This is a genomic window from Pseudomonas sp. MIACH (assembly GCF_001269925.1).
Taxonomy (GTDB): Bacteria; Pseudomonadota; Gammaproteobacteria; order Pseudomonadales; family Pseudomonadaceae; genus Aquipseudomonas.
Genome location: NZ_LHVO01000060.1, coordinates 1 through 25,906, shown reverse-complemented (window position 1 = coordinate 25,906; position 25,906 = coordinate 1). Strand labels below are relative to the sequence as shown.

The window sequence follows — 25,906 nt, the reverse complement described above, 5'->3', positions numbered from 1 at the left end:
ACCTTACGTGTTCGGCCACCTCCCGGGGATGGCTGAAACGTCCTTGAAGTTTTTGGTCATCAGGAAGTGTTCCATGCCTGCTCCCTTTACTGCGCCTCGTGCGCAGCGTCACTCCGTGTCCCGTCGCCTGTGGCCGCTGATTTCAGCCGGCCTGTTCGCCCTCAACCCGTTATCTTCGGCACTTGCCCAAGCCAGCAAAAGCGAAGACTCGGCCCTGACCCTCGGCACCGTCACTGTCCAGGGCGCAAGCGGCGCCAGCGGCCCGTTGAGTACCGCCAGCGTGCTCAGCTCGGTGGATATTCTCGGCGCCGATATCCTCGAAAAAATGCCGGTCAACTACAGCTGGGAGCTGTTCAGCCGTGCGCCGGGGGTGATGCTCACCGAGTTCAATCAGGGCACCACCTCCGGCAAGATCTCCTTTCGCGGCTTCAACGGCGAAGGCGAAGTGAATGCGGTGAAGCTGCTGATCGATGGTATTCCGAGCAACAGCAACGACGGCAACATGCCGTTTATGGACATGATTTTCCCGATGGAGCTGGACAGTATCGAAGTGGTGCGCGGCACCAGCGATGCGCGCTATGGCCTGAACAACATCGCCGGCAACGTCAATATGCTCACCCGCACGGGCGGAGACTACACCAAGGCGCGCCTGCGCTATGGCAGCTTCAACACCCAGGAAACGCAGTTCGCCAAAGGCATCCAGGGCAGCAATTGGACGCAGAATTACTTCTTCGCCTACCAGAAGTCTGACGGCTACCGCGACCATGCCGAGGCGGACAAATTCTCGATGTCCGGCAAGTGGTTCTACACCCCGGACGACAACAGCTACCGCCTCGGACTGATCGCCCGTCACTATGAAACCGATGCCCAGGAGCCGGGCTATTTGACTGAAGAGGATGCCCGCCAGCATCCAAAAATGACCAACCGCTACAACGCCACCGACAAAGGCACCCGCCGGATGAACCAAGTCAGTGTGCACTTCGACACCGACCTGGCCGACACCCTTGCCTGGTCGGCGAAAACCTACGTCAACACGTTCGATGACCGACGCTGGACCCAGTACTGGCGCACCAGTGCCCAACAGGAGCGCGACGCCTACGAAACCCAGTACGGCGCCCTCACGTCCCTGACCTGGCGCCCGCACGTCAGTTGGCTGTATGACTTCGCCCTGGAAGGCGGCGCCGATACCCAACAGCAACAGAACAAAAGCGAGCGCTACCGCACCCTCGACCGCGCGCGCCTGGCACAAACCCGCGACCAGCAGTTCGACTTCGACACCTACGGCGCCTATGTGCAGGCCGAGATCAAGCCGTTCGAGTCGTTGAAGATCATCCCGGCGTATCGCGTCGACAAGATCCAGGGCAGCTTCACCAACGAAATGACCGGCCAGGACTACGACATCAACGACTACGGGCTGATCAAGCAACCCAAACTCAGCGTGGTGTACTCACCCTGGGACGTGGCCAGCGTGTACGCCAACTGGGGGCGCACGTTCCAGGTCGGCAGCGGCGCGGCGGCCTACAAGATTCCGCCCAGGGACACCGACCTGGCGCCGTCCATCAACGACGGTTGGGAAACCGGGATCAAATTCACCCCCGCCGATTGGATCGACGGGCGTGTGGCGTACTGGCAACAGCAGGCCAGTGGCGAAGTCAGCCGCCGACTCAACGACCCCAGCGGCGAGTCGGACAACGTCGGCGAAACCCGCCGTTGGGGTTACGACGCGCAGCTGAACCTGCACCCGAATGAGCGCACCGAGATCTGGCTGGCCTATGCCTGGCAATACTCGAAAATCCTCCAACCCAGCGCGACGCTGCCCAACAGCAAAGGCCAGGAAATCGACCACATCCCCCATCACCTGTACAACGCCGGCATCAGCTTCAAGGCCACGCCAGCCCTGCAACTGACCGCCTGGATGAACGGCCAGACCTCCTACTACCTGGAACGCGAGAACATTCAGGGAGCTTACGGCGGCTACGTATTGATGAACCTGGGCGCGACCTATCAGGTGACGGAGTCGCTCAGTGTCGACCTGCAACTGAAAAACCTCACCAACCGCTACTACGAGTACGCCTGGTATGACCCGGACGGTGCCAAAGCGTCGCTGCACTCCCCGGGTGACGGACGTGCGCTGTATAGCGGGGTGACGCTGGACTTCTGAATGGGTGAGAGCACACAAGCCCGCTGTAAGTGCGGAACCAATAACCGCCGTTACCGCAGCAACGGATATGTATTCGGTCTGATCCAATATCCTGGTCGGCTGTAAAGCCGCCATCGGGGCACGGGTATCTACACAACTTTGGCTCAACGCTGAATGCCCGACAGACAGCGCTGTTGTGGCGAGCGGGCTTGTCCCGCGTTGGGCTGCGCAGCAGCCCCAAAACCAGGCGCAGAGGCGTGCTTGACACACCGCATTCGTATTCATCAGGGGCGCTTCGCACCCCAACGCGGGGCAAGCCCGCTCGCCACAGAGGTTCCAGTTTACTGGGCGACAGCGCTGCGTCGAAGAGGTGGTGCCCCCCTCCCGCATTTGGATCGGAGACAATCAGTCAAATGTCGCCAGGCTGTGGATCCGTCACAGCAACAATCTCCCAGCCACAACAAAAAAATGCCCACCCCCGGCCAAGGGATGGGCATTTTTCCTCCAACCATTACTGCTTAGCGTGCTTGGCCTGTACCTCAGGCATCGCCGAAGAGTGATGGTTAAGAATTTTCCACTGGCCACCCACCTGCTCATAGACGAAGGTGTAGCGTGCCTGCACATGGCGCACCTTGCCGTCCGACTCGGTCAGGGTGAAGGTGTAGACACCACTGTCCATGGCCACGTTACTGCCCAGTTGGCGGATCTCGCGGTAGTTGATCTGGCCCACCGGCTTGAGCGCCAGGAAGTGGTCGAAATAGTCGGTGATCTGCTCCGGCGTCGTACGCACCTGGTTGGACACGGTCGGCTGCAACACCGCACCCGGCGCGTACAGGTCGACCACGGATTTCACGTTGCCGGTCTGCAAGGCGCTGTTCCAGCGGTCGAATAAACCGGCAATCTCGCGGTCTTTCACATTGGCCGGCGCCTGGGCCACTTCACGGTAGACATACGGGGCCGTCTCGGCGGCGTGAACAAACGGTACGCTCAGGGCAAACATCAGGGCGATTGGGGCGATCTTGAATTTCATGGCGTTACTCCAGTGGTCGTCGTTGAGGCCACTTTGCCAACCTGCCCGCCGGCCGCCATCGGCCAACCGGAGGTATTTACCTATGCCATTTGGCAGATAGCGCCCGAGGGGTCCGACCATGTTTAATAGCTACCCCTCGCGCCCGCAGCAATGGAGCATCACCTATGCATGACACGCCCCATGACCCCGGCAGCGCCTTGGCCATGCGCGCGCATTTCCGCCAATCGGAAAGTCGTACGGCGCGCCTGCGCCTGTTGGTGGATACCGGCCAGCAACTGCGCCAGTTGGCCCCCGACGCCATGCGCGAACGCGTGCTCGCCCGGGCCTGCGCGTTTCTGGCGATGGACCACGGGCTGCTGCAGGAGTGGGACGCCGAGGGCGTCGCCTACACCAGCGCCCGCCACGGCAACCCTGCGCGATTGAACAGCCTGGCCGCCCTCGCCGACCGCAGCCTGCGCACACCGTGTTGGCAGGAACGCCCATCAGAGGACTTGCCCAGCGTCTTGCAAGTGCCGTTGCGCGCCGGTGACGGCGATGCGTTTGGCGTACTGGTGCTGGGCAATAGCGTCAGCCTGCGGGCGCCGGAACACGAAGACAGCGAATCCCTGCAACTGCTCGCTACCTTGCTGGCGGCCCACCTGGAAAACGATCGGCTGCTGACCACCCTCAAGCTGCGCGACAAAACCCTGTCCGACCTGGTCAACCGCTTGCTCCGCGCCCAGGAGGACGAACGCAAGCGCGTCGCCTACGACCTGCACGATGGCCTGGCGCAAACCCTGGCGGGCCTGCATCAACGGCTGCAAGGCTTTGCCGGGCGCTGCCCGCCGCTGCCGGAGGCATTGGCCGCCGACCTGCAGGCGATTCTTACCCTGGCCCAACACTCGGTTGGCGAGGGCCGGCAACTGATCGCCGGCCTGCGTCCCACGGTGCTGGATGATTTCGGCTTGTTCAAAGCTCTCGATAAAGAAGCCGACCGCCTGCGTGACGCCGGAATCAACGTGGTGTGGCAGGCGCACTGTGAGACGCGCTTACCCAGCCAGGTGGAAATCGCCTTGTTCCGCATTGGCCAGGAAGCCATCAACAATGTGCTCAAGCATGCGCGCGCCAGTCGGGTGCAGCTGACCCTGGCGCTGCACGACGGCCAGGCGTCCCTGCGGCTGGACGACAACGGCAAAGGCTTCACCTCGGCGCCATCCCTCGATGACGCCCAGCATCTGGGCCTCGCCACCATGCAGGAGCGCGCCAGCCTGCTGGGCGGCAGCTTCACCTGCGTCAGCGCAGTCGACGGCGGTACCCAACTGCACGCGCGCGTGCCAGCCCACTTGATTGGAGTACCCCAATGACCCACGTCTTGCGCCTGGTGCTGGCGGACGATCATGAAGTCACGCGCACCGGTTTCGTCTCCCTGCTGGCCGGCCATCCGCAGTTCGAAGTGGTCGGTCAAGCCAGTGATGGCCTGCAGGCGGTGGAACTGTGCGAACAGCTTCTGCCCGACATCGTCATCCTCGACATCCGCATGCCCGGGCTCAACGGTTTGGGCGCCGCACGCTTGCTGCAACAACGCCTGCCAGCGGTGAAGGTGGTGATGTTCACCATGGACGACAGCCCCGAGTACCTGGAGGCGGCCATGAATGCCGGTGCGGTGGGCTATCTGCTTAAAGATGCCAGCCGCGCCGAGGTGATCCAGGCGCTGCAACAAGTGGCCGCTGGCGGCGAGGCGCTCAACACGGCGGTCAGCGCGCGGCTGTTGCGGCGCATGACCGAACGCCAGGCCAGCGGTGCCGCCCCCAGCGAACCGCTCACCCCACGGGAACGCCAGGTCCTCGGTTTGGTCGCCAACGGTATGAGCAACCGGGCCATCGGCGAACACCTGGGCATTACCACAGGCACGGCCAAGGCCCATGTCGAGCGCGTAATCGGCAAGCTCGGCGCGGCCGACCGCACCCAGGCCGCCGTGCGGGGCATCGCCTTGGGCCTGGTGACGCCAGCATGAGGCGGCCCAAATGAGAAGGCGCTGGGCTGACCTGCCGCTGCGCGGCAAGGCGCTGGTGGTGATTTCGCTGCCACTGGTGGTGCTGTTGTTGTCCCTGGTGCTGATCTACACCACGGAACGCCAGACCGCCCGCGCCGAAGAAGATGTGCGCCGTGTTTTACGCGTGCAAAGCGATATTCAGGCCGTGCATACCCTGCTCGCGGAAGCCGCCGCCAGTGTGCGCGGTTACCTGCTCACCCGCCGCGAAGACTTCCTGCCCAGCTACCTCAACGCCAAGCCCCAGATCGAGTCAGCCCTGCGCAGACTGGACCGCAACGTGCGCGATCAACGGGTGCGCGAGCAGCTCAGCGCGATCAAGCCGTTGATCGACGGCAAGGTCGACGGGCTGGAGGAAATGCTCAAGGACAGGGACGCCACACCGGAGTCCATCAGTGCCATCCTGATCAGCAACAAGCACATCCTCGATGCGCTGCGCCAACACATCAGCACCATGCTCACCCTTGAGGAGTCGTTGCTGGCCGAGCGCAGCGCCGCCGCCTCCGAAACCCGCCAACGCTTGTTGCTGTCCACCTGGCTGGCGGCGATCTGCGGGTTGTTCGGCGCGATTGTCGCGGTGCTGTTTCTGTCCAAGGGCATTGTCGCCCGGGTGCAGAATGTGCAGCGCAATGCCCAGCGCCTGGCCCTGGGCTCGCCGCTGCTGCCGCAGCCACCGGAAAAAGACGAGATCGGCCAGTTGGGCACCAGCCTGGTGGAGGCCGGGTTATTGCTGGCCGAACGCGAACGCGCCTTGCGCGACAACGAAGAACGTTTGCGACTGATCATCGATGGGGTCAAGGACTACGGGATCTTCGCCCTCGACACGGCGGGCCATGTCACCAGTTGGAACAACGGCGCCGAGCGGATCAAGGGCTATACCGAGCAGGAGATCATCGGCCAGCATTTCTCACTGTTCTACCTGCCCCAGGAATGCCCGCAGCACCCGGACATGGCGTTGCGCGAAGCCACCCGCAACGGCGATTACACCGAAGAAGGCTGGCGCTGCCGCAAGGACGGCACGCGGTTCTGGGCCAGCGTGGTGATCACGGCGCAATACGACGGCACCGGCGCCCTGCGCGGTTTTTCCAAGATCACCCGCGACATCACCGACCGCCGTGCGGCGGAGATTGCCCTGCGCACCGCCCGCGAGGAAGCCGAACGCGCCAGCCGCGCCAAAAGCGAGTTTCTGTCGCGCATGAGCCACGAACTGCGCACCCCGCTCAACTCGATCCTGGGCTTTGCGCAGTTGTTGGACATGGACGCGCCCAAGGCGCAAAAGGCCGATGTCGGTCACATTCTGCGCGCCGGCCAGCACCTGCTCACGCTGATCAACGAAGTGTTGGATATCGCCAAGATCGAGGCCGGAAGCCTGGCGTTGAATATCGGCCCGATCCCGCTGGCGAGCGCATTGCAGGAAGCGTTGACGCTGGTATCGCCCATGGCCACCGACGCGGGCGTGCAGTTGCAGCCACTGCCGACGCTGGCGGCGGATACGGGCATCGTTGCCGACCGCCAGCGTCTGACCCAGGTGCTGCTGAACCTGCTGTCCAATGCGATCAAATACAACCGGCGCGATGGCCAGGTGAGCATTGAGGTCGATATCCACGACCAGCGGATCAGCGTGTCGGTCTGCGACACCGGCAAAGGCATCGCCGCCGATCATATGGGGCAACTGTTCAAACCGTTCGAGCGCCTGGGGGCCGACCCGAATGTGGAAGGCAGCGGCCTGGGCCTGGCTTTGAGTAAAAGCCTGCTGGAAAACATGGACGGTCAACTCGACGTGCAGAGCCAACCCGGCATCGGCTCACGTTTCACGGTGCAATTGCCATTCGCACGCGTGGCGCAATCCCAGCCGATTGCCACCCCCGTCATCGACACCGAATTGAAGCGCCCTGCCCCCGTCGCCAGCCCCTTCCAGGGCAAGGTGTTGTGCATCGAAGACAACCTCTCCAGCCTGGCGCTGATCGAAACCCTGCTGCAACGCCGGCCCGGCATACGACTGCTGTCGAGCATGCAAGGCCAACTGGGCCTGGACCTCGCCGCGCAGCACGCACCCCAGTTGATTCTGCTGGATGTGTCGTTGCCGGACATCAATGGCTTGAAGGTGCTGCAACGCTTGCGTCAGTCACCGATCACCCGCGACACGCCGGTGCTGATGATCACCGCCGACGCCAGCGACCTTACCCGCCAGGCGTTGCAGGAAGCAGGCGCCACTGCCGTATTGAACAAACCGATCAACGTGCCCGCCTTTCTCGCCCACCTCGACCAAGCTTTTCCGGAGCCCGCGTGAACCTCGACCTGCGTATTCTGATCATCGACGACCAACGCCCGAACCTCGACCTGGTGGAGCAACTGCTGGCGCGCGAAGGCCTGACCAACGTGCTGAGCAGCACCCAGCCGCTGCGCACCCTGGAGTTGTTCAACAGCTTCGAACCTGACCTGGTGATCCTTGACCTGCACATGCCGGAGCTCGACGGCTTTGCGGTGCTGGAACAGCTTCACCGACGCATCCCCCAGGGTGAATACCTGCCGATCCTGGTGCTCACCGCCGACGCCACCCGCGACACGCGCCTGCGCGCCCTGGCCCTGGGCGCCCGGGACTTCATCAGCAAACCCCTCGACGCGCTGGAAACCATGCTGCGGGTGTGGAACCTGCTGGAAACCCGGGTGCTGTACAAGACCTTGCGGACGCTGGTGCCGGCGGATCAGATTGAGTTGTTGCAGCGGCGCGGTGCTACCCCCACGCCCGGCAACGTCGAGGCGGCGCCGGCGTCAACCGCGATACGACGCTGCTAGCGCCCGCGAGCTCAGCTTTCAAGGTTCAACAAATGGCAGCGGTGTATCGGTATCACGGCGAACGGCAAACACATTCAGGGTCATCGCCACCAGGGCGTAATAACCGAAGACCCCGACCAATTCGACCACGGCGGGCTCCCCGAACACTTGGATCGCCTGCGCATACAGCGCGTCGTCGATTCGACGCGTCTCGTACAACGTCTTGCCTAACCGATAGACCAGTTGTTCGTCCTCACGCGTAAAGACCGGAACTGCCCGCTCACGCAACGCCTCGATCACCGCATCAGCCACCCCCGCCGAACGTGCGATAGGCTCATGAATCTGCCACTCCGCCTGGGACTGCCACCACGCGGCAGTGAACAGGATCGCAAGTTCGCTCAGGCGCAGTTCGAGCCGAGTGCCATACCGACAGAACGCCCCCAGGCGCTGCGCATGATTGGCCAGTTCCGGGCTTTGAATCCACGCCAGGAATGGGCCGTCCAGGTTCCCGCGTGGTCCCGCGAGAATGTCCTTGAGCACTGCGCGCTGAGCGTCGTCCATGGTCGCTTCAGTCAATTCGCTGAGCCGCGATTGAATCGTCATGCGCTATTTCCTCAGAGGCTTTTCAATGTGCTGTTCACCGCACTCAGGAGTTTGTCGGTTATCTCATCCAAGTGACAATCCTCGAGAATGAACGGCGGCGCCAGCAGGATATGATCGCCCCGCAACCCATCCACCGTGCCCCCCATCGGGTAGCACATCAGGCCTGCCGCCATGGCGGACTGCTTGAGTTTGGCGTGCAGCTTGAGCGCGGGGTCGAACGGGGTCTTGCTGGCTCGGTCGGCAACCAACTCAATGCCCTGGAATAACCCGCGCCCGCGAATCTCACCCACATGCGGATGCTCGCCCAACTGCGCCAGCAGACGTTCACGCAGACCTGCGCCCAAGTGGTTGACCCGGTCCAGCAAGCCGCGGGACTCGATGGCTTTCTGCACCGCCAGTGCGGCCGCGCAGGCGGTGGCGTGGCCGATATAGGTGTGACCATGCTGGAAAAACCCTGAGCCCGCCGCAATGGCGTCACGGATTCTCTGACTCACCAACGTTGCACCTATCGGCTGGTAGCCCGCGCCCAGGCCTTTGGCGATGGTGATCAGGTCAGCGGTGATGCCCTCCTGCTCGGCGGCAAACAGGGTTCCGGTACGGCCCATGCCGCACATGACCTCATCAAGGATCAGCAACACCCCGTAGCGGTCGCACACCTCGCGAATGCGCTTGAAGTAGCCTGGCACTGCGACCACGGCACCCAGCGTCGCCCCTACGACGGGCTCGGCCACAAACGCCATGACATTTTCAGCCCCCAGCCGCAGGATCTCCGCCTCCAACTCTGCCGCCAGGCGCACACCCATGGCCTCAACGGTTTCGCCCGGTTGTTGCTCGCGGTAGGCATAGCACGGGCTGACATGGCTCACGCCAATCAGCAGCGGTTCAAACTGCCTGCGCCGCCACTCATTGCCACCGGTTGCCAATGCCCCGAGGGTATTGCCGTGGTAGCTCTGGCGACGGGCGATCAAGTGCTTGCGCTGAGGCTGGCCCACCTCGATGAAATACTGGCGGGCCAATTTCAATGCCGCTTCTATCGCTTCGGACCCACCCGAGACGAAGTACACCGAGGCAATACCTTCGGGTGCGCGGGCAACCAGGAAATCCGCCAGTTCTTCCATGACCTGGGTGGTGAAGAACGAAGTGTGTGCGTAGGCCAACTGCCCCACCTGTTGACGCACGGCTTCGATCACCTGGGGGTCGCTATGGCCCAGGCATGACACCGCCGCCCCACCGCTGGCATCCAGGTAGCGACGGTTGTCGCTGTCGATCAGATAAGGCCCTTCGCCCCGGACGGCCATTGGGTAGCTCTGTGTAAGGCTGCGATGAAAGACGTGGCTCATGGTGACGCTCCCGATATTTTTGCAAATAATAGATGCATAGATTTTAAATGCAATTAATTTTTGCAAGACGTTCGAGACCAGGAAACCCGGCTAAAACACTATAAAACCCAGTATTTACTGGATAAAACCAACCTATCGGACTGAATCTCAACAAGCAAAATATAGTTGCATGCAAATTAAATGCATGTATATTTTGCGAAAGAGCAAATGTTTCGTGCGCCTCCTTTCTCGGATGGCTAGCCGGGCCAACAATAAAAAAATGGAGTGGGTCGTGATGCATCACTCAAAAATTAAACTGCCGCTATCCCCACCGTCCCAGGCTTGCCTTGGGGCTTGTATCCCCCTGAAGAGAAAACACGCATGAAGAACTTTCTGAAGGCCTCACTGGCGGTAATGGCACTGCTCACCACCTCAAGCTCGTTCGCTGCCGGCAAGGAATTGCTGGTGGCCACCGATACGGCATTCGTGCCTTTCGAGTTCAAGCAGGGCAACGAATACGTGGGTTTCGATATCGACCTGTGGGCGGCGATCGCGAAAGAAATGGGCGTGACCTACCAGCTCAAACCCATGGATTTCAATGGCATCATCCCTGCCCTGCAAACCCGCAATGTCGACGTGGCGTTGGCCGGTATCACCATTAAGGAAGAGCGCAAGCAAGCCATCGATTTTTCCGACGGCTACTACGACAGCGGCTTTCTCCTAATGGTCAAGAGCGACAACGACACGATCAAAGGTGAGGCGGACATCGCCGGCAAGACCCTGGCGGTGAAAAGCGGTACGTCGGCGGCGGATTATGCCAAGGCCAACCTGAAGGCCAGCGACCTGCGTCAGTTCCCCAATATCGACAATGCCTACCTTGAATTGCGCACTGGCCGTGTCGACGCCGCCATGCACGATACGCCGAACGTCCTGTACTACATCAAGACAGCCGGCGAAGGCCAGGTAAAAGCGGTCGGCCAGCAGATGCTCGCCCAGCAGTACGGCATCGGCTTCCCAAAAGGCAGCGAACTGCGTGAACCGGTCAACGCCGCGCTGAAAAAGATCCGTGAAAACGGTACCTATGCGCAGATCTACCGCAAATGGTTCGGCACTGACCCGAAATAACTCCCGCCCTTCATCAATAGAGAATTCAGCATGCATTTCCAATGGAGCGCCATTTGGGATGCGCTGCCGGTACTGCTCGAAGGCGCCAAGCTGACCTTGTGGATTTCGATCCTGGGTCTTATCGGTGGTGCCGTGATCGGCGTGGTCGCGGGCTTTGCCCGCGCCTACGGCGGTTTTTTCAGCAGCCGCGTTGCGCTTGTGTTTATTGAACTGATCCGTGGCACGCCGATCATGGTGCAGGTGATGTTTATCTACTTCGCCTTGCCCATGATGGTTCCTGTGCGCATCGACCCTTTCACCGCAGCCGTGGTGACCATCATGCTCAACTCCGGGGCCTACATCGCCGAGATCACCCGTGGTGCGGTGCTGTCGATCCACCGTGGCTTTCGCGAAGCGGGGCTGGCGCTGGGTTTGTCCAAGCGCGACACGCTGCGCTACGTCATCGCACCGTTGGCGTTTCGACGCATGATCCCGGCGCTGGGCAACCAGTGGATTGTCAGCATCAAGGATACGTCGCTGTTCATTGTCATCGGCGTCGCCGAACTGACGCGCCAGGGCCAGGAAGTCATCGCCGGTAATTTCCGCGCCATGGAGATCTGGTCTGCAGTTGCCGTCATCTATCTGATCATTACCCTGGTGCTGAGCTATGTCCTGCGGCGCATGGAATCGAGGCTGAAAATCCTATGATTGAGTTCAAAGGTGTTTCCAAGCACTTCGGCAGCACCCAAGTGTTGCACGACATCAACCTCAAGATCGCCAGCGGCGAAGTGGTGGTGATCATTGGCCCTTCGGGTTCGGGAAAGTCGACGCTGCTGCGCTGCATCAACAAACTGGAGGAAGTCACCGACGGCCAACTGATGGTCGATGGCCTGGAGGTCAATAACCCAAAGGTCGACGAACGCCTGATTCGCCAGGAAGCGGGCATGGTGTTCCAGCAGTTCCATCTGTTCCCACAGATGACCGCGCTGCAGAACGTCGCTTTTGGCCCGGTGCGCGTGCGCGGCGCCAGCCGCAAGGAGGCGGAGAAACTCGCCGCCGAACTCTTGGCCAAAGTCGGCCTGGCCGACCGTGCCGATCACTACCCTTCCGAGCTGTCGGGCGGCCAGCAGCAACGCGTGGCGATCGCCAGGGCGCTGGCAGTAAAACCCAAGTTGATGCTGTTCGACGAGCCGACTTCCGCCCTCGACCCGGAGTTGCGCCACGAGGTGCTGACCGTCATGAAGTCGCTGGCGGATGAGGGCATGACGATGGTCATCGTCACCCACGAAGTGGACTTCGCCCGCAAGGTCGCCACGCGCCTGATCTTCATCGACAAGGGCCGCATCGCCGAGGACGGTGCCCCCGCTGAACTGATCGCCAACCCACCCAGTGCCCGCCTGCGGGAATTCCTGCAACACGTATCCTGAGGAGATGCCATGACACTGCCCTCTATTCACCTTGATGGAAGCGCTTACGCGATTGGTCGCGGGCTGGGTGTCTTCGGTCGGGACGCCGTGCATGGGCACTTACGCCCTCTTGCACTCTGGCAATACCTGGCCTTGCAGGCTCAAACCCCTGCGGCGTTGCAGATGCGTCAACAGGTGCGGACCGAGTTCCCCCGTTACTGGCAGGAAATCGAGGGACTGGCCGACGGATTGCAACTGCCACTTGACGAAGTGTTCATGTGGAATTGCCGAGGTGACTACGTACATGAACAGAGCGTGGACGGCTGCACGACAGTGTTCGGTCCAACCCGCGCCGGTACGCTGATCGCCCATAACGAAGACGGCCTGCCGCAGCTCAAGGGGCATTGCGCGCTCTTGCATGCCACGCCCGAATCGGGGCTGGCGTTCAGCAGCTTTATCTATCCAGGATCCTTGCCAGGGCACACACTGGCGATCAATGAGCGCGGCCTGGTGGCGACCGTCAACAACATTCGCCCGGCACGCATTCCTGTCGGCATTCCTCGACAGATCCTGGCGCGCGCGACCCTTGACGCCGGCAGTATCGACGAAGCCATTGCCGTGGTGACCCGCACGGATCGCGCCGGGGCGTTTCACCACACCTTCGGCCAGGTAGGGAGTGCCCGAGTCGTCAGTGTCGAGGCCAGCGCCGAGGGCAGCAATGTCAGTGAAATCCAATGGCCGGCGGGGCATTCAAACCACCTGGTGTCGCTGTCGTTGAGCCAGGTGAAACAGCGCATCACCGCCAGCTCAGGTGCCCGACAGCAGTGTATCGACCAGCGCCTGCATCAGCTTCCTGGCGATCTGGACGCCAGCGTAGCGCTGAGTATCCTGCGCGACACTTCGGGGCAGGACCTGCCTGTCTACCGCTGCGCAGCGGATGATTCGGACAACGAAAACACCCTGGCAACCGGTGTTTTTCTGATCAGCGCCAACACTGTAGAGTGGCGCGTCTATACGCAACCGAACCCTGACCAGCCTGATGCTGAAGGTGTGGTCCACCGCTCATTGATTGACGCTTGTTCGGGTCGTTGAGGGTGGAGCGCAGGCGCTCACTGAATAATGGATACCGTTAATGAATAAAGTCCCGGCAGCACTTCCCGACACGTTGGACGGCCTCAAGCAACTGCTCGCGGCCATCGAGCGGCGTGAGGTCGATATTGCCTTGGGCAGCAGCTCCAGGCGCGTGCTGATGGCGCTGATCGAATCCCCCCAACGCACGGCAGTGTGTTCGATCAGCGAGCTGGCACAGCAACTGGATGTCAACGCCTCGACCCTGTCCCGGCTCGCGCAACGGCTGGGTTATGGCGGTTTCAGCAAATTGCAGGATGTGTTTCGCCGAGAGATTACCGAGGGCAAGCATTTCTATAGTGATCAGGCCTCACGGCTGGTCATCAATCATGAAGACAAGGACATCCTCAATCAGCTGACGCGCCTGGGCCGCCAGGAAAACGCCAACATCGCCAGCATGATCGAGCAGGTCGATCCCGATGTGTTTGTACAGACGGTGGAACTGCTGGCCAGTGCCCGCCGGGTTCGGATCCATGGCATGCGCCAGTTCAATTCACTGGCGCTGTTCATGTCCTACGGCTTGGGGATGTTGCGTCCGGATGTGGCGGCCCTGGATTCCAGTCGCCAAGGTGTGGCGGATGCCCTCGCACAACTGGACAAGGGTGACGTACTGGTGGTGTCCAGCTGCTTTCCCTACACCCCCAGCGTCCTCGCGACTGCCGAGGTCGCCGCTCGCCATGGGATCAAGGTCATCGCACTGACCGACTCTGCCAGCTCGCCACTGGCGAAGGTGGCCTTGCACAGCTTCTATGTCCCCAATCACAGCTTGTTCTTCAGCAACAGCATGTGTGCCTTTATGTTGCTCGCGCAGGGTTTGTTAAGCGCGGTTGCCAGCAAGCTCGGTGAGCTGTCGATATCGGCGCTGAAGTACCGAGAGACGCTGATCGACGAACTTAACGCATCGCTGTAAGCGCGCTCATGAGCCTTCGAGTACTGTTTATCCTCGCCGTGGCGTTAATCGCCGCGGACGTGCTGATTAATCTCTTTTACTCGTGAAGCAAGGCATCCTTGCCCTGGAACGACCTACAACGTCGCTTCGATCTTCTTCGCCGCCGCTTCACTCACCCAGCCATGCCAGATCTCCGGGTGCTGCTGGAAGAACAGCTTGGCCAGCTTGGGAGAGTCGATGTGCTCCTTGGTCATCCGCGCCAGGTTCTGGTTGAGCAGGTCAATCGGCAGGTTGACCTTTTCCAGCACCGCAACCAGCTCCGGTGCCTGTTCGTGAAACGCTTTGGACAAGCCGACCTGAATGCTGATCTTCTTGTCCACGCCCGGTTTTTCTTCCAGCTTGACCAGGTCGACCTGCCCCATCAGCGGCGTCGGTGTCCAGTAGTAGAACAGGATCGGTTCACCGCGCTTGTAGCTCGACAACACCGCCGCATCCAACGCCGGGCCGGTGCCTGGGCGAAAGTTGGTGTAGCTGGCTTCAAGACCATAGCTCTTGAGCATCTCGCTGTTTTCCAGCTCGCACGTCCAGCCCGCCGGGCAGTTGTAGAAGCGGCCCTTGCCGGGCTCTTCCGGGTCCTTGAACAGTTGGGCGTACTGCGCCAGATCGGCAATCTTCTTCAGCTCGGGGGCCTTGGCTTTCAGCCCGCGCTTGGCATCCCCCTCCACCAGGTAACGCGGCACGTACCAGCCTTCGGTGGCACCCACGATGGGGGCGCCGACGCCCACCACCTTGCCGCTGGCCGCCGCCTTGTTCCACACCTCACTGCGCCCGATCCACTCCTCGGCCAGCACCTGGATGTCGTTGCTGCCCAACGCGCTCTCCATGGTGATGGAGTTACCCGGCAAGGTGTCGACCGCGCAGCCATAGCCATCCTTGAGCAGGGTTTGCAGCACATCGGTCAGCAGCATCGCGCTTTCCCAGTTCAGGCCGGCGAACTTCACCGGTTTGCCGGATTCGCACCATCCGGCAGCCTGGGTCGTGGCGCTGCCCGCTAACAGCCCGCAAGAAAGCAGCCATGCCATCAGGTTTTTACTCAGCTTCATCATTGATGCACCTATGCAGTGAAAGGGTCAGATCAGGGATGGGCAGATGTCAGCGAAATTACGCTCTAAAAGTTATGCGTCAGCCAGCTGTATGGATCGTTGGAAACCAGTCTTCGCGCAAGCGCTGGCCGGTTTGCATGGCGTGACCTGGGTAAGGTGGGGACGTACGCCCCGGACGTTCGAGGTAGCGCACATCATCCCCGACCCAGCGCAACGAAAGTACCCGTCGACGCTGCGCGGAGCCATTGCCCCGGGCACCATGCACCGTGCGAAAGTCGAACAGCACCGCGTCACCCGGTTGCATTTCCCATTCCAACACCGGCATGCCCTCCTCCGCGTCCGGGTCCGGTGCGTCGCGGTAGTCATCCGAGCCTTGGTAGAAGTCGCTCTGGTCGGCCCAGCGCACCGGCCGGATGCCTTTATCCCAGCGATGGGAACCGGGCAGCAGCCGCAGGGTTGATTCGCGCACCGGGTCCACGGGAATCCAAAAACTCACGGACTGGCTGCCCTCGACGAAGTAGTACGGGATGTCCTGGTGCCAAGGCGTGGCTTTTTGCGTGCCGGGTTCCTTGACCAGCACATGGTCATGAAAAAACTGCGCGGTGCGCGACTGCATCACCTGCGCGGCAATCGCGGCGGCGGGCGACTGCTCGATGATCGCGCGAAATTCGGGGATGCGTTGCCAGTTGCAATAGTCGTCGAAAAAACCGCCGGACTGCCCGCCCTGCTCGATGTAGCGGCTTGCGTACACGCCAGGCTCCGCGAGGTTGCGCTCGATGCCCGCAGCGATCTGCGCGGTCCAATCGCTGAAGATGCCTCGCAGGCACACCGCGCCATCGCGCTGGAAGGCGTCGATGTCTTTTTGGTCAACGGTGTATGAGCTGTGGGTCATGGCCGGGTACTCCCTTAACAAGATGAAAGTTATGCAGGGCCAATATTCCATGACGACCAAATAAGATAAAATAATAAGTCTTGATGTATCACCCAAGAAAAACCTATGAACTTCACTTTGCGACAATTGCGCTATGCCCTGGCGGCGGCCAAGCACGGCAACCTCACCCTGGCGGCTGAAGAGTTGCACGTTTCCCAACCGTCCATCTCCACGGCGATCACCGAGCTGGAAGGCCTCTACGGGCAACCGCTGTTCGTTCGCCAGCGCGGGCTGGGCGTGTCATTGACGCCGTTCGGGCGCACCGTCATGGCCCAGGCCAAGCGCGTGCTCGCCGAGGCGCGAACGTTCGCGGACATCGGCAGCCAAGCCGATGACTTTGCCGGGGACCTGGTGCTGGGCTGTTACGCGGACCTCGCGCCGTATTGCTTGCCGCAAATCCTCAAGCGCCTGCAGCAGGCCTCGCCACGGGTCAGGGTGGATATGCGCGAAGGCGGGTTTGAATACTTGGGCAAACGGCTTGGTGAAGGGACCCTGGAACTGGCCTTGACCTACGACCTGGGCTTGCCGGCCAACATGGAGCGCGTCGAACTCTGCCAACTGACCGCTCACGCCCTGCTGGCGGCAGATCATCCGCTCGCAGCAGAAAAGCAGGTGGACATGGTCGCGCTCAGTGCCTGCAACCTGGTGGTGATGGACCAGATCCACAGCTGGCAGCATATCCTCGACCTGTTCAACGCTTTTGGCCTGGTGCCCGCCAGCGTGCAGCCCACCCATAGTTTCGAATTCCAGCGCAGCCTGGTCGCCAATGGTTTCGGCGTGGCGCTCACCTACACCCGCCCCTTCGGCGACCACAGCTACGACGGCCAGCCGCTGGTGTGCCGGCCGATCAAACAGCAGTTGCCTGCGCAACGTATCGTGCTGGCCTACGATCAGCGCTACCCGCTGACTCCGCCCGCCGAGGCATTCAAGGCACACGCGTTGGCATGGTTCTCACAGCGACAACCGTTTGCGACGTTTTGACGATGTGACGCAACACTCATCCTGCCACCTGTACCCGCTGTGAACAGTTGTGTGTAACAGCGCAACAGCTGAAAATCGCGCGCCCATCCATTGAGCACTACAGGGATATTCCGCACATGGCTGCTTCCAATAAATGGCTGATGTCGTCAGTCGCTTATTACCTCGATTTTTTTACCGTTCCGCTGTTCGTCGTCCTGGCCCTTTACCTCGCACCGTTTGACCTGGCCCTCGCCCTTGCAGGCTTGCTGGCCTGGACGTTGGTGGAGTATTCGGCGCACCGTTTCCTGTTCCACTCGCTGTATCGCCGCGAGCATTGGACCCACCATATCGACGTGCTGGCCTACATCGGCGTGTCCAGCTGGAAAACCAGCTCGACCTTTGCCCTGCTGTTGCTGCTCGCCTGGTTCACCGGCCTCACCTCGGCCTTTATCGGCGCCGTAGCCGGCTATTTCGTCTACATCTCGCTGCACTACGTGATGCACCGCCCGCAGCATTGGGCCTACGCTTTTATTCCGGGGCTGGTGGCCAATCACGATCTGCATCACCGCAAAGGCATCGAGAAGAACTTCGGGGTTTCTTCGCCGCTGTGGGACCATGTGTTTCGCACTTATATTCGGGTTGAGGCGGATGCAGAGCCAGCCTGAGCCCCCTCAGTGCTGATAAACCTCCCCAGGGGGGATACCTCGGGGAGCAGCAATTTACTGCGCTCAAGGCAAAACGGCAGGATCCAGAGTTTCAAGCCCTCGGCGCTCTTGAAATCGAAAACGGGCAAGGGTTCGCGGAACGACTCTGTCCATGGATAGATCAGTACGGCGTGCCCTGCGCCCTTCAAGTAGAGGTGGGCGTACGCATGGAGCTGGTAGAAGTCGGCCTGACTGAGCTTGTACTTCTCGAAACGGTTGCCTTTGGTGCTGTCCAATAATTTCCATTTAGTGTCGAGCACCATTCGCGGCTGCGTACCCTCCTGAACCAGCAGGTCGGGCTTCAGGCGGAACCAGTTCTCGTCCTTGTGCACCACCAGGTGCTCGCGGCAGACCTGGGTTTTCAGGCCAAAGCCGTCCTCCAACTGGCGCGCCAGATGCTTCGCCACATAGGCTTCAAAGACCGCCTCCATTGGAAACAACAACGACGGCACATGATGCTGGCCGGTGCCCGGTACGGGGCTGTTGCCCTGCAAGATGAGTCGCGTCCACTCAAGGGCCGGTTCGTAGTACGCCATGCCCCGGTCCAGCCGGATGCGTTTGAAGTCCTGCGCCACATCGGTGGGCAGGGGCACATCAGCGAAAACAAAACACAACTCGCGCGCCAAACGCTGATTGGCGGGTGCGCTGCACATACCCAGTGCTTTGCGCAGAGCCGCATGAATCAAGCGATTTTCAGCACGGTCCGGAGTGAACTCATCGTGCTCGGTAAAGAACCGGTCGCGCCGCACCAGATTCTCCGAGAGGTGACGCGCCATCACCAGCTTGCCGCGCAGGCTGGATAAGTTGGCTTGCCGGGCGGTGTAATCACTTCGCAGCCCTTTCCTGACGACATGCCTGACCGTCTCCAGAAACTGTTGCAGGAACACCTCGAGTAGCGGCATTCGGTCAGCCTGAAGATCGGCATTCAGCGTTTTGAGGTGACGAAAACCGCGTAGGCACTTGAGCATCTCGATCAGCTTCCGGCGCGCCAGGGACGCTGACGTTTCGCGTCCGATCTTGGGCAGGATCTCGATCTGGAAACCGCAAGGCGCACGCAGTACCCCCACGTAACTGGTCACCTGGATTACGCGCTGCCCTCGGCGACTGGTCAGCCTGAGCCAGGTAGGTGCGTGCTCGTCGGCTTTCAGGCATTGCTCCTCCAGCCAGGCAAATACGCGCCTGGGGATTACCGTTGCGCTCACCCCGTCGCCAGACTCGACCAGCCTGCCGTACTCAAAGATCTGTACGGCACTCATTCAGCGACAGGCTTGGATAGCGTCGAATAGATACCGATGTACGCTTGCGGTGTGTTGAAGGTGTCAGCATTCAGGGTATAGCGTGGCCGCAGCGCATACTCGTCCCACTCTTCACTCGAACCAAACAGGTTCGTGGCACCTCTGCTCGATTCAACGGCGCGTACAAACTGGAGTTCAGGCGCTTTCTTTTGGTTGTCGCCCAATACCAGCCTGATTTTCTGCCAATCGTCGAAAAAGTACTCCTCCAGCAGCGGGATGATCCGGGTTTTGAAGAGCGTGGCCAACGCCCCGAAACGCTGCTCCGAGGGCACGCCTTTCAATGGCGTGAAATAGGCATGCCCGATGGTGTGCTCACGGTCATACAACGCTTCGATGCGCATGTTCAGGGCGGTCAACAGCTGTTCCAGGTCAATCTGGTGATCGCCCTTGAACACCGTGACACCCTTCAATACACGGGGATCCGGCATCAGTTCGATGAACTCGAAGCGGCGGCGCAATGCGGTATCGACCAGCGCCAACGAACGGTCGGCGGTGTTCATCGTGCCGATCACGTCGACGTTCAAAGGCACGCTGAACGGGTTGCCTGAGTAGGGCAGCGTCAGTGTCACCGAATTGACCTCACCTTCACGCTTGTCGAGTTCGATCAAGGTGATCAGTTCGCCGAAAATCTTGCTGATGTTGCCTCGGTTGATTTCGTCGATCACCATCGCGTACTGATGCGCAGGGTCCTTCCTGGCCCGCTCGCACAGGCGCAAGAAAGCACCCGGCTTAATCTCATAACGAACGTCGCCGGTGGTGACCGCACCCGCGTGATCACCGGTGCTGTTGAAAATCACCGGACGCAGCCCTTCGACAAATTCTTCGTAGCCGTATGACTGGTGGAAGGTGACGAATTCGAAGCGTTGCGAGGGGTAGTCGACCTCGAGCAGACGTTGCAAGGTCCAGGTTTTGCCCGTGCCGGGCGGGCCGAAGTAGATTTGATTGCGGGTGATGATATTGGCCTCAGACAGCGCACCGCCACCCAGCAATACGTCCTCTTCCATGTCGACAACCTCTTCGATGCCGTACTGATCCGGCCAATAGCCAATGCGGCTGGAACGCTGGCCTCGTTTTGCCGAAACGCCCTGTTTCTGCGCATTGGCCGCTTCAACCAATGCCACCAGTTCAGGGCTCAACTTCTGGTTCAGCGGCACGGCATCCAGGCCGTCAAACGCCAACCATCGGACTTCGACACAATCAAAGCGCACAAACAATGCACCCATCGTCGATCCCCGAATGGCGCTTTTTTCTTTCCCGCCGAATACCAACTGCGTGTTGGTGGCTTTCGTGGCCCACCAGTCAAAACCCAACCCATGAACTGCGATGGCAAGACGCACAAACAACTGCGTCATTTCGCTGCTCCACTTTGGCTGCCGTTCTCTGAAATCCTTGCAGCACTGAAAATGTTGCAACAGTTGCGCCGCGTTCGGCGTTGTAATCAAACCCAGTTGTTCGGCCACTTGGTTGTACCCGATTGGGAAATGGTTGATGGCGTGTGCGCTCCACTCGATGATTCCCGAGAGGCCTATCGCCAGGCCTTCTTCGGCCGACATGAGCGCAACAATCGGCGAGTCGTGGTAAGGCCCACGGATTTCGTCGTAGCGCCTGCGCAGGGAGGCATCGTCGAGTTTGGCGTCGACCAGATCGATCTTGACGAAGAAACCGTCAACGGCGTCGATGCCTACGGTGTAGGCCAGTTCCAGGGGAGCATCCGCGTACGGATAGATACGCGACCAGTTGTAGGCCACGAACTTTCTGTTCCACTGGTCTATGGGTCGGCGAATGGTTTTAGTGGAGCCTTGGGGGAAGAGACGTTCCTGTAAAGTCTCAGCCCACCGCTTGGTGATGTCATAGGCGTTGCGCAGTTGGCTGTAAGCGTCGCGATGGGTGGTATCGGTCTTGTCGAATACCTTTTCGTGCCATTCGCTCAGGCATGCGAATTGGTCACGGGTGAAGTTGGTGGGTACCACGTGCTGAAATTCCTTCCCTTGAAAGTGATTTCATACTGCCACCAGCGCTTAAGGCTTGGATAGTAGCGAGGTCAAAATGTTTACAGAAAGTCGAGCGTCTGCTCCACAGCGTGCTTGGCGATTATTTTTATTACGAACAAATCTAGCCGCCCATACACCTGCGTCGCCAACCTTATCTACGCTCTAGCCCGTGCCAGGAGGCGCATTTAAGAGTCCATGACGGACCCACTGTCTCCTGGCGCCTGATGCCTAGGAGATACCGATGAGAATGGAAACCCATCGCCCCCGGCCCGGGTTCGGCTGTGCGCTGTTTGGCGCGTTGCTGAGCCCCCTGGTCGTCGCGGCCCCCACGTTGTCTACGCAAATACCCTTCGATGTCACGGCGACCCCGCCCTTCTCTCTCGACAGCCTGCAAGCCAACTTCGATGAAATGTCGTGGCAGACGTTCATTGCGTTGAACTGGCCGGCCCTGGATACGGGTCAACCCAATAGCGGTGTGCAGATCGGCCAGCAGGACGCGGCCACCGTGTGGGAAAGCTATAAGGAGAGCTATCAGATATTCCTGGCCCAAGGGCAGAAGCCGCTGCCTTTTCACGCCCCCGCCAGCGTACCGAAAGCCTGTGAAGGCAAGGGCTCCGGGCGCTTGCTGCAACAGATGGGCAAGGTTCCGGATGTGCTCGACGAGTTTATCCAGCCGTTTGAAAGCGGCCCACTGGTGGACCAGAGCGGCGTGTACACGCGCAATGAAATCGTGGTCAACCAATCGATGTTCGACGGCATCGTCAACAACGGTCTCTACAGCATCCAGGGCCAACAGGCGTTTTTTGCCGCCAGCCCGACCAATGCAGTGGCGTTCAGTTGCGGTAACCCGAACACCAGTGAGGTGGGCTCGCTGATGGTCAAGGCATCATGGAAAGTGCTGGACGGCAACGACAAGCCCGGCAGCTTCCATAGCGTTGACGCGCTGGTGTATACGCCAGGCAACAGCGACCCGAGCAAAGGGCCGGTGGTGGCCGAGTCCTGCGTGGCCGAGCCGGTCGGGCTGGTGGGCCTGCATATCGTGCACAAGACCACCAGCGCGCCGCAGTGGGTGTGGTCGACCTTTGAGCACGTCGACAATGTGCCGGAAAAAACCACGCCGCCCGCCGAGCGCAAAGGCCCGTACCTGTTCTACAACGCCAGCAGCCAGGCCGAGGTCAATCAGCCGCCGCCCAGGCCGTGGAACCCGGCGGTGAAGGCCACGCCCTCGCAGATCGTGCGCGAGATACCGTTGACCAATGAAACCAAGGCCCTCAACACCACCTACCAGACCCTGCTGCGCACGGTTAACCCCGACAGCGTATGGGCCAACTACCAGTTGATCAGCACCCAGTGGCCGACACTCAGCGGCCAACCGCCGTGCCAGATCTCCGCAACCAAGCCTTTGGGTAACCCGGCACCGTCGTTCCTCGCCAATGCCACGCTGGAGACCTATATCCAGGGCACCGTGCCCCAGGCGTCGTCCAGTTGCATTGCCTGTCACGGCAATGCCGCCACCCACGTGACCCAGTCGCCGCGCACCAGCTTCGCGGACTTCACCTACCTGCTCGAGCGCGCCCAATCCACCGGTGTGACAAGGAGTCAGCCATGAGTACCGACCTGGACAATTTCACCGGCCTGAGCGTGGTGCTCACCGGCATCAATCAGGAACTGCTGGCGCCGTCGGTGGACCCCATCGGCCTGCCCACGACCTTTCTCGCGTTCATCGGTCCGCGTGTCGGCCAAAGCGTGCTCAGCGCCCTGCTCGCGCAATACGCCACGCTGGCGGCCGAGCAGGCGACACCGCAGCAAATCGGCACAGCGATCCTGATGCAGAACGGCCAACCGGCACCGACGCAAACCGCCCAGGTGGCACGCGCGATCATGAAGCTCTGGCTGCTGGGCGTGTGGTACCAGCCGTATACCCAGGGTGCATTTCCGGTCGGCGAGCAAACCGTGGTCAGTGACGAGGCCTACACCCAGAGCTGGGCGTGGAGTATCGCCCAGGCCCACCCCATGGGCTACAGCGAGTTCTTCTTTGGCTACTGGAACAGCCCGCCGCCCAGCCTGGAAGACTTCACCGGGGTCACCGCCAGCACTCAGCCAGGAGCGTCGTCATGAGTAGCGAACAAGCAGATGTGGTGATTGTCGGTGCGGGCCTTGCAGGCAGCATCATTGCCTATCAACTGGGCCTGGCCGGGGTGCAAGTGCTGGTGCTGGAGTCCGGCCCGGAGATCCCGCCCAATCGCAACCAGTACCTGGAGCGTTTCTACACCGCCACACTGAAGACGCCCGAATCGCCCTACCCGCCGGTGAGCACCCTGAGCCCGGCGCGCAGCCCGGCTGAACAGAACGCACCGCGCGCGACCATCGCCGACCTGATCAACGGCTGGAACAACCCCGATATCAGCTACCTGGTGCAAAAAGGCCCGCTGCCGTTCACCAGTACCTATGAGCGCGTGGGCGGCGGCACCACCTGGCATTGGGTCGCCACCTGCCTGCGTATGTTGCCGAATGACTTCAAGATGAAGACGCTGTATGGCGTGGGGGTGGACTGGCCGATCAGCTACAACGACCTGCAAAGCGCGTATTGCCGTGCCGAGGCGGAAATCGGAGTGGCGGCGAACGTGGCCGACCAGGCGTACCTGGGCATTACCTTCCCGGCCAACTACGAATACCCGATGACCAGCATCCCGCTGTCGCTGGTCGATGGCAGCTTCGTCAGCGCGGTGCAGGGCCAGGCGTTCCAGGGCCTGCCCCTGGTGGTCAGCCCGACGCCGGCCGGACGCAACTCGCAACCGTATGCCGGGCGACGAGTGTGCGCGGGTAACACCAACTGCACGCCGATCTGCCCGATCCAGGCCAAGTACGATGCCACGGTGACCATGAACAACGCGCTCAACACCGGCAATGTGCGGGTGCTGTACAAGACCGTGGCGAGCAAGGTCACTGTGGCGGCGGACAACAGCATCAGCGGTATCGAGTTCATCCAGTATCAGCTCGGCGATGGACCACCGACCGGCACCGGCGTTGCCGTGGGGCAACGTTACGTGATCGCCGCCCATGCCATCGAGACGCCCAAGTTGCTGCTCAACTCCACCAGCAGCGCCTGGCCCAACGGCGTGGCCAACAGCAGCGGCCAAGTCGGGCGCAGCCTGGCGGACCATCCGATCTACCTGGCCTGGGGCCTGATGCCCGAAGGCAAGACGGTGTTCCCGTATCGCGGCCCGGTGTCCACCTCCGGCATCGAAAGCCTGCGCGACGGCGCGTTCCGCAGCCAGCGCGCGGCCTGGCGGATCGAGATCGGCAACGAGGGCTTCAACTGGCCGATCGGCGATCCCTACACCACCGTCGCCGACCTGATTGATGGCACCAACGTGAGCAAGACCAACCCGCTGCCAAACGCCCCGGGCGCGCCCCAGGTGCTGTTCGGCACGGCGCTGGTGCAACAGCTGAACAACCTGCTCACGCGGCAATTTCGGATAGGTTTCCTGGTGGAGCAAGTGGAGGAAGATCCCAATAACGCCAACTGCTACATCGTGCCGTCCAGCCAGTACAAGGACCGCCTGGGCATACCCCGCCCGGAAATCCACTACGACCTGTCCGACTACACCAAGGAGGGCTTCAAACAGGCGCAGATCCTGGCCAGCCATATCATCACCGAACTGCTCGGGGCCACCGAACTGACTGCCGACATCCCGCCTGGGGTGTTCACCTACCAAGGGCAATCCTATTCGTTCCAGGGTGCCGGGCATTTGATGGGCACCTACCGCATGGGGGACGACCCGAAGACCTCGGTGGTGGACAAGACCCAACGCAGTTGGGACCACAAGAATCTGTTCCTGGTGGGCGATGGCGTGTTCCCCACCACCGGCACCTCCAACCCGAGCCTGACCATCGCCGCGCTGTCGATCCAGGCCGGCGACACCCTGTGCAACGAGCTTAAAGCCGCGACGCTACAGGTGCAGGCCAACCAGCCATGGCAAGGCACCGGCGTGCAGATCAGCGGCCCGAGCCCGCGCCTGGTGCGTTATGTCAGCGGTCAGTGGCTGGCCAGCCCGGTGGGCGGCATGGTCGATGGTAATGGCAGCCCAGGGTTGATCGCCAAGGCAGGCTACACCTTGCCGGGGGCGAATGAGGGGGCGCTGATTGGCCGTGTGAGCAGCAGCGGGACACCGTTTCTGGTGGGTGACCTGGCGCAAATTCCGGCGGGACAGACCGGCGAGCTGCAACTGTGCATCAACGATGATCTGGAGGGGCGCTATGGCATTGGTTTGGGGGATAACCAGGGGGCGCTGACGGTGCAGGTGGGGTTCGGTACCGTGTGAGCCTTCAAAGGGCCGCCGCCATCTCAGCATAGGTATCTGCACAACTTCGGCTCAACGCTGAACGCCCGGCAGATAGGGCTGTTGTGGCGAGCGGGCTTGTCCCGCGTTGGGCTGCGCAGCAGCCCCAATAAGAGCGCTGCAAGTGTGCCAGGCAGGTCCGGGCCTATGTTTTGG

The 25,906-nt window shown here is 61.1% G+C and carries 22 protein-coding genes; 15 read left to right on the top strand and 7 right to left on the bottom strand.

Annotated features, from left to right (window positions below; translation table 11 throughout):
* Nucleotides 1–73 precede the first annotated feature (73 nt).
* Entirely contained in the window at nucleotides 74–2,161 is a 2,088-nt protein-coding gene (locus AD670_RS25585) for a TonB-dependent receptor (protein ID WP_156338312.1), read from the top strand.
* Between the two features lie 490 nt (nucleotides 2,162–2,651).
* On the opposite strand, the gene AD670_RS25580 is transcribed toward AD670_RS25585, so the two are convergent.
* Complete coding sequence (locus AD670_RS25580) at nucleotides 2,652–3,170, bottom strand: SgcJ/EcaC family oxidoreductase (protein WP_053138965.1); 519 nt, start codon at nucleotides 3,168–3,170, stop codon at nucleotides 2,652–2,654.
* 164 nt (nucleotides 3,171–3,334) lie between these two features.
* Here AD670_RS25580 and AD670_RS25575 point away from each other — a divergent pair, with 164 nt between their 5' ends.
* From AD670_RS25575 to AD670_RS25560, 4 genes are read left to right on the top strand one after another with little or no spacing between them, the layout of a single operon-like run.
* Nucleotides 3,335–4,513, top strand: coding sequence for a sensor histidine kinase (locus tag AD670_RS25575; RefSeq protein ID WP_053138964.1), 1,179 nt, complete (start codon nucleotides 3,335–3,337; stop codon nucleotides 4,511–4,513).
* Complete coding sequence (locus tag AD670_RS25570) at nucleotides 4,510–5,163, top strand: response regulator transcription factor (protein ID WP_053138962.1); 654 nt, start codon at nucleotides 4,510–4,512, stop codon at nucleotides 5,161–5,163. Before AD670_RS25575 ends, AD670_RS25570 begins: the two co-directional genes overlap by 4 nt.
* A gap of 10 nt (nucleotides 5,164–5,173) precedes the next feature.
* Entirely contained in the window at nucleotides 5,174–7,489 is a 2,316-nt protein-coding gene (locus AD670_RS25565; protein WP_053138960.1) for an ATP-binding protein, read from the top strand.
* Nucleotides 7,486–7,995, top strand: coding sequence for a response regulator (locus AD670_RS25560; protein WP_053138957.1), 510 nt, complete (start codon nucleotides 7,486–7,488; stop codon nucleotides 7,993–7,995). The genes AD670_RS25565 and AD670_RS25560 overlap by 4 nt, the downstream gene beginning before the upstream one ends.
* An 18-nt stretch (nucleotides 7,996–8,013) precedes the next feature.
* Here AD670_RS25560 and AD670_RS25555 read toward each other — a convergent pair whose 3' ends face one another.
* Together AD670_RS25555 and AD670_RS25550 are read right to left on the bottom strand one after the other, a co-directional pair.
* Nucleotides 8,014–8,577 carry a carboxymuconolactone decarboxylase family protein gene (locus tag AD670_RS25555; RefSeq protein ID WP_053138955.1) on the bottom strand — a complete coding sequence of 188 codons (564 nt, stop codon included), beginning with the start codon at nucleotides 8,575–8,577 and terminating at the stop codon, nucleotides 8,014–8,016.
* Nucleotides 8,578–8,588: 11 nt separating this feature from the next.
* Entirely contained in the window at nucleotides 8,589–9,917 is a 1,329-nt protein-coding gene (locus tag AD670_RS25550; protein ID WP_053138953.1) for an aspartate aminotransferase family protein, read from the bottom strand.
* A gap of 360 nt (nucleotides 9,918–10,277) precedes the next feature.
* Between AD670_RS25550 and glnH the strand changes: the two genes are divergently transcribed.
* Genes glnH through AD670_RS25525 form a run of 5 tightly spaced genes read left to right on the top strand, consistent with a single transcriptional unit; the run spans nucleotide 10,278 to nucleotide 14,444 of the window.
* Nucleotides 10,278–11,021, top strand: a complete 744-nt coding sequence (gene glnH, locus AD670_RS25545; RefSeq protein WP_027605668.1) for a glutamine ABC transporter substrate-binding protein GlnH — start codon at nucleotides 10,278–10,280, stop codon at nucleotides 11,019–11,021.
* A 30-nt stretch (nucleotides 11,022–11,051) separates the two neighbouring features.
* Nucleotides 11,052–11,708, top strand: coding sequence for a glutamine ABC transporter permease GlnP (glnP, locus tag AD670_RS25540; protein ID WP_053138949.1), 657 nt, complete (start codon nucleotides 11,052–11,054; stop codon nucleotides 11,706–11,708).
* Nucleotides 11,705–12,427 carry a glutamine ABC transporter ATP-binding protein GlnQ gene (gene glnQ / locus AD670_RS25535; protein WP_053138946.1) on the top strand — a complete coding sequence of 241 codons (723 nt, stop codon included), beginning with the start codon at nucleotides 11,705–11,707 and terminating at the stop codon, nucleotides 12,425–12,427. Before glnP ends, glnQ begins: the two co-directional genes overlap by 4 nt.
* 9 nt (nucleotides 12,428–12,436) lie before the next feature.
* Nucleotides 12,437–13,498, top strand: a complete 1,062-nt coding sequence (locus AD670_RS25530; RefSeq protein WP_053138943.1) for a C45 family peptidase — start codon at nucleotides 12,437–12,439, stop codon at nucleotides 13,496–13,498.
* Nucleotides 13,499–13,538: 40 nt separating this feature from the next.
* Entirely contained in the window at nucleotides 13,539–14,444 is a 906-nt protein-coding gene (locus AD670_RS25525; protein WP_027605664.1) for a MurR/RpiR family transcriptional regulator, read from the top strand.
* A 113-nt stretch (nucleotides 14,445–14,557) separates the two neighbouring features.
* Here AD670_RS25525 and AD670_RS25520 read toward each other — a convergent pair whose 3' ends face one another.
* Together AD670_RS25520 and AD670_RS25515 are read right to left on the bottom strand one after the other, a co-directional pair.
* A complete protein-coding gene (locus AD670_RS25520; protein WP_053138940.1) occupies nucleotides 14,558–15,526 on the bottom strand; it encodes an ABC transporter substrate-binding protein in 969 nt (322 codons plus the stop codon).
* 79 nt (nucleotides 15,527–15,605) lie between these two features.
* Entirely contained in the window at nucleotides 15,606–16,418 is an 813-nt protein-coding gene (locus tag AD670_RS25515) for a phytanoyl-CoA dioxygenase family protein (protein WP_053138937.1), read from the bottom strand.
* Between the two features lie 105 nt (nucleotides 16,419–16,523).
* On the opposite strand from AD670_RS25515, the gene AD670_RS25510 reads away from it, so the two are divergent.
* Entirely contained in the window at nucleotides 16,524–17,438 is a 915-nt protein-coding gene (locus tag AD670_RS25510; protein WP_053138932.1) for a LysR family transcriptional regulator, read from the top strand.
* 116 nt (nucleotides 17,439–17,554) lie between these two features.
* Nucleotides 17,555–18,082 carry a sterol desaturase family protein gene (locus AD670_RS25505; RefSeq protein ID WP_053138929.1) on the top strand — a complete coding sequence of 176 codons (528 nt, stop codon included), beginning with the start codon at nucleotides 17,555–17,557 and terminating at the stop codon, nucleotides 18,080–18,082.
* Here AD670_RS25505 and AD670_RS25500 read toward each other — a convergent pair.
* Nucleotides 18,046–19,377, bottom strand: a complete 1,332-nt coding sequence (locus AD670_RS25500) for an McrC family protein (RefSeq protein ID WP_053138926.1) — start codon at nucleotides 19,375–19,377, stop codon at nucleotides 18,046–18,048. The genes AD670_RS25505 and AD670_RS25500 overlap by 37 nt on opposite strands.
* Nucleotides 19,374–21,386, bottom strand: a complete 2,013-nt coding sequence (locus tag AD670_RS25495; RefSeq protein WP_053138923.1) for an McrB family protein — start codon at nucleotides 21,384–21,386, stop codon at nucleotides 19,374–19,376. Before AD670_RS25495 ends, AD670_RS25500 begins: the two co-directional genes overlap by 4 nt.
* A gap of 262 nt (nucleotides 21,387–21,648) precedes the next feature.
* Here AD670_RS25495 and AD670_RS25490 point away from each other — a divergent pair, with 262 nt between their 5' ends.
* The 3 genes from AD670_RS25490 to AD670_RS25480 are packed head-to-tail and all read left to right on the top strand — an operon-like array spanning nucleotide 21,649 to nucleotide 25,732.
* Nucleotides 21,649–23,016, top strand: coding sequence for a hypothetical protein (locus AD670_RS25490; RefSeq protein ID WP_053138920.1), 1,368 nt, complete (start codon nucleotides 21,649–21,651; stop codon nucleotides 23,014–23,016).
* Nucleotides 23,013–23,525, top strand: coding sequence for a sorbitol dehydrogenase (locus AD670_RS25485; RefSeq protein WP_053138917.1), 513 nt, complete (start codon nucleotides 23,013–23,015; stop codon nucleotides 23,523–23,525). Before AD670_RS25490 ends, AD670_RS25485 begins: the two co-directional genes overlap by 4 nt.
* Nucleotides 23,522–25,732: a GMC family oxidoreductase gene (locus tag AD670_RS25480; RefSeq protein ID WP_053138915.1), complete on the top strand. Its 2,211-nt coding sequence runs from the start codon at nucleotides 23,522–23,524 to the stop codon at nucleotides 25,730–25,732. The genes AD670_RS25485 and AD670_RS25480 overlap by 4 nt, the downstream gene beginning before the upstream one ends.
* Nucleotides 25,733–25,906 lie beyond the last annotated feature (174 nt).

What these genes read in the sequence shown, in the direction of transcription:
- AD670_RS25585 (WP_156338312.1), top strand. Translation starts at nt 74, where the DNA reads ATGCCTGCTCCCTTTACTGCGCCTCGTGCGCAGCGTCACTCCGTGTCC.
- AD670_RS25580 (WP_053138965.1), bottom strand. Translation starts at nt 3,170, where the DNA reads ATGAAATTCAAGATCGCCCCAATCGCCCTGATGTTTGCCCTGAGCGTA.
- AD670_RS25575 (WP_053138964.1), top strand. Translation starts at nt 3,335, where the DNA reads ATGCATGACACGCCCCATGACCCCGGCAGCGCCTTGGCCATGCGCGCG.
- AD670_RS25570 (WP_053138962.1), top strand. Translation starts at nt 4,510, where the DNA reads ATGACCCACGTCTTGCGCCTGGTGCTGGCGGACGATCATGAAGTCACG.
- AD670_RS25565 (WP_053138960.1), top strand. Translation starts at nt 5,174, where the DNA reads ATGAGAAGGCGCTGGGCTGACCTGCCGCTGCGCGGCAAGGCGCTGGTG.
- AD670_RS25555 (WP_053138955.1), bottom strand. Translation starts at nt 8,577, where the DNA reads ATGACGATTCAATCGCGGCTCAGCGAATTGACTGAAGCGACCATGGAC.
- AD670_RS25550 (WP_053138953.1), bottom strand. Translation starts at nt 9,917, where the DNA reads ATGAGCCACGTCTTTCATCGCAGCCTTACACAGAGCTACCCAATGGCC.
- glnH (WP_027605668.1), top strand. Translation starts at nt 10,278, where the DNA reads ATGAAGAACTTTCTGAAGGCCTCACTGGCGGTAATGGCACTGCTCACC.
- glnP (WP_053138949.1), top strand. Translation starts at nt 11,052, where the DNA reads ATGCATTTCCAATGGAGCGCCATTTGGGATGCGCTGCCGGTACTGCTC.
- glnQ (WP_053138946.1), top strand. Translation starts at nt 11,705, where the DNA reads ATGATTGAGTTCAAAGGTGTTTCCAAGCACTTCGGCAGCACCCAAGTG.
- AD670_RS25530 (WP_053138943.1), top strand. Translation starts at nt 12,437, where the DNA reads ATGACACTGCCCTCTATTCACCTTGATGGAAGCGCTTACGCGATTGGT.
- AD670_RS25525 (WP_027605664.1), top strand. Translation starts at nt 13,539, where the DNA reads ATGAATAAAGTCCCGGCAGCACTTCCCGACACGTTGGACGGCCTCAAG.
- AD670_RS25520 (WP_053138940.1), bottom strand. Translation starts at nt 15,526, where the DNA reads ATGAAGCTGAGTAAAAACCTGATGGCATGGCTGCTTTCTTGCGGGCTG.
- AD670_RS25515 (WP_053138937.1), bottom strand. Translation starts at nt 16,418, where the DNA reads ATGACCCACAGCTCATACACCGTTGACCAAAAAGACATCGACGCCTTC.
- AD670_RS25510 (WP_053138932.1), top strand. Translation starts at nt 16,524, where the DNA reads ATGAACTTCACTTTGCGACAATTGCGCTATGCCCTGGCGGCGGCCAAG.
- AD670_RS25505 (WP_053138929.1), top strand. Translation starts at nt 17,555, where the DNA reads ATGGCTGCTTCCAATAAATGGCTGATGTCGTCAGTCGCTTATTACCTC.
- AD670_RS25500 (WP_053138926.1), bottom strand. Translation starts at nt 19,377, where the DNA reads ATGAGTGCCGTACAGATCTTTGAGTACGGCAGGCTGGTCGAGTCTGGC.
- AD670_RS25490 (WP_053138920.1), top strand. Translation starts at nt 21,649, where the DNA reads ATGAGAATGGAAACCCATCGCCCCCGGCCCGGGTTCGGCTGTGCGCTG.
- AD670_RS25485 (WP_053138917.1), top strand. Translation starts at nt 23,013, where the DNA reads ATGAGTACCGACCTGGACAATTTCACCGGCCTGAGCGTGGTGCTCACC.
- AD670_RS25480 (WP_053138915.1), top strand. Translation starts at nt 23,522, where the DNA reads ATGAGTAGCGAACAAGCAGATGTGGTGATTGTCGGTGCGGGCCTTGCA.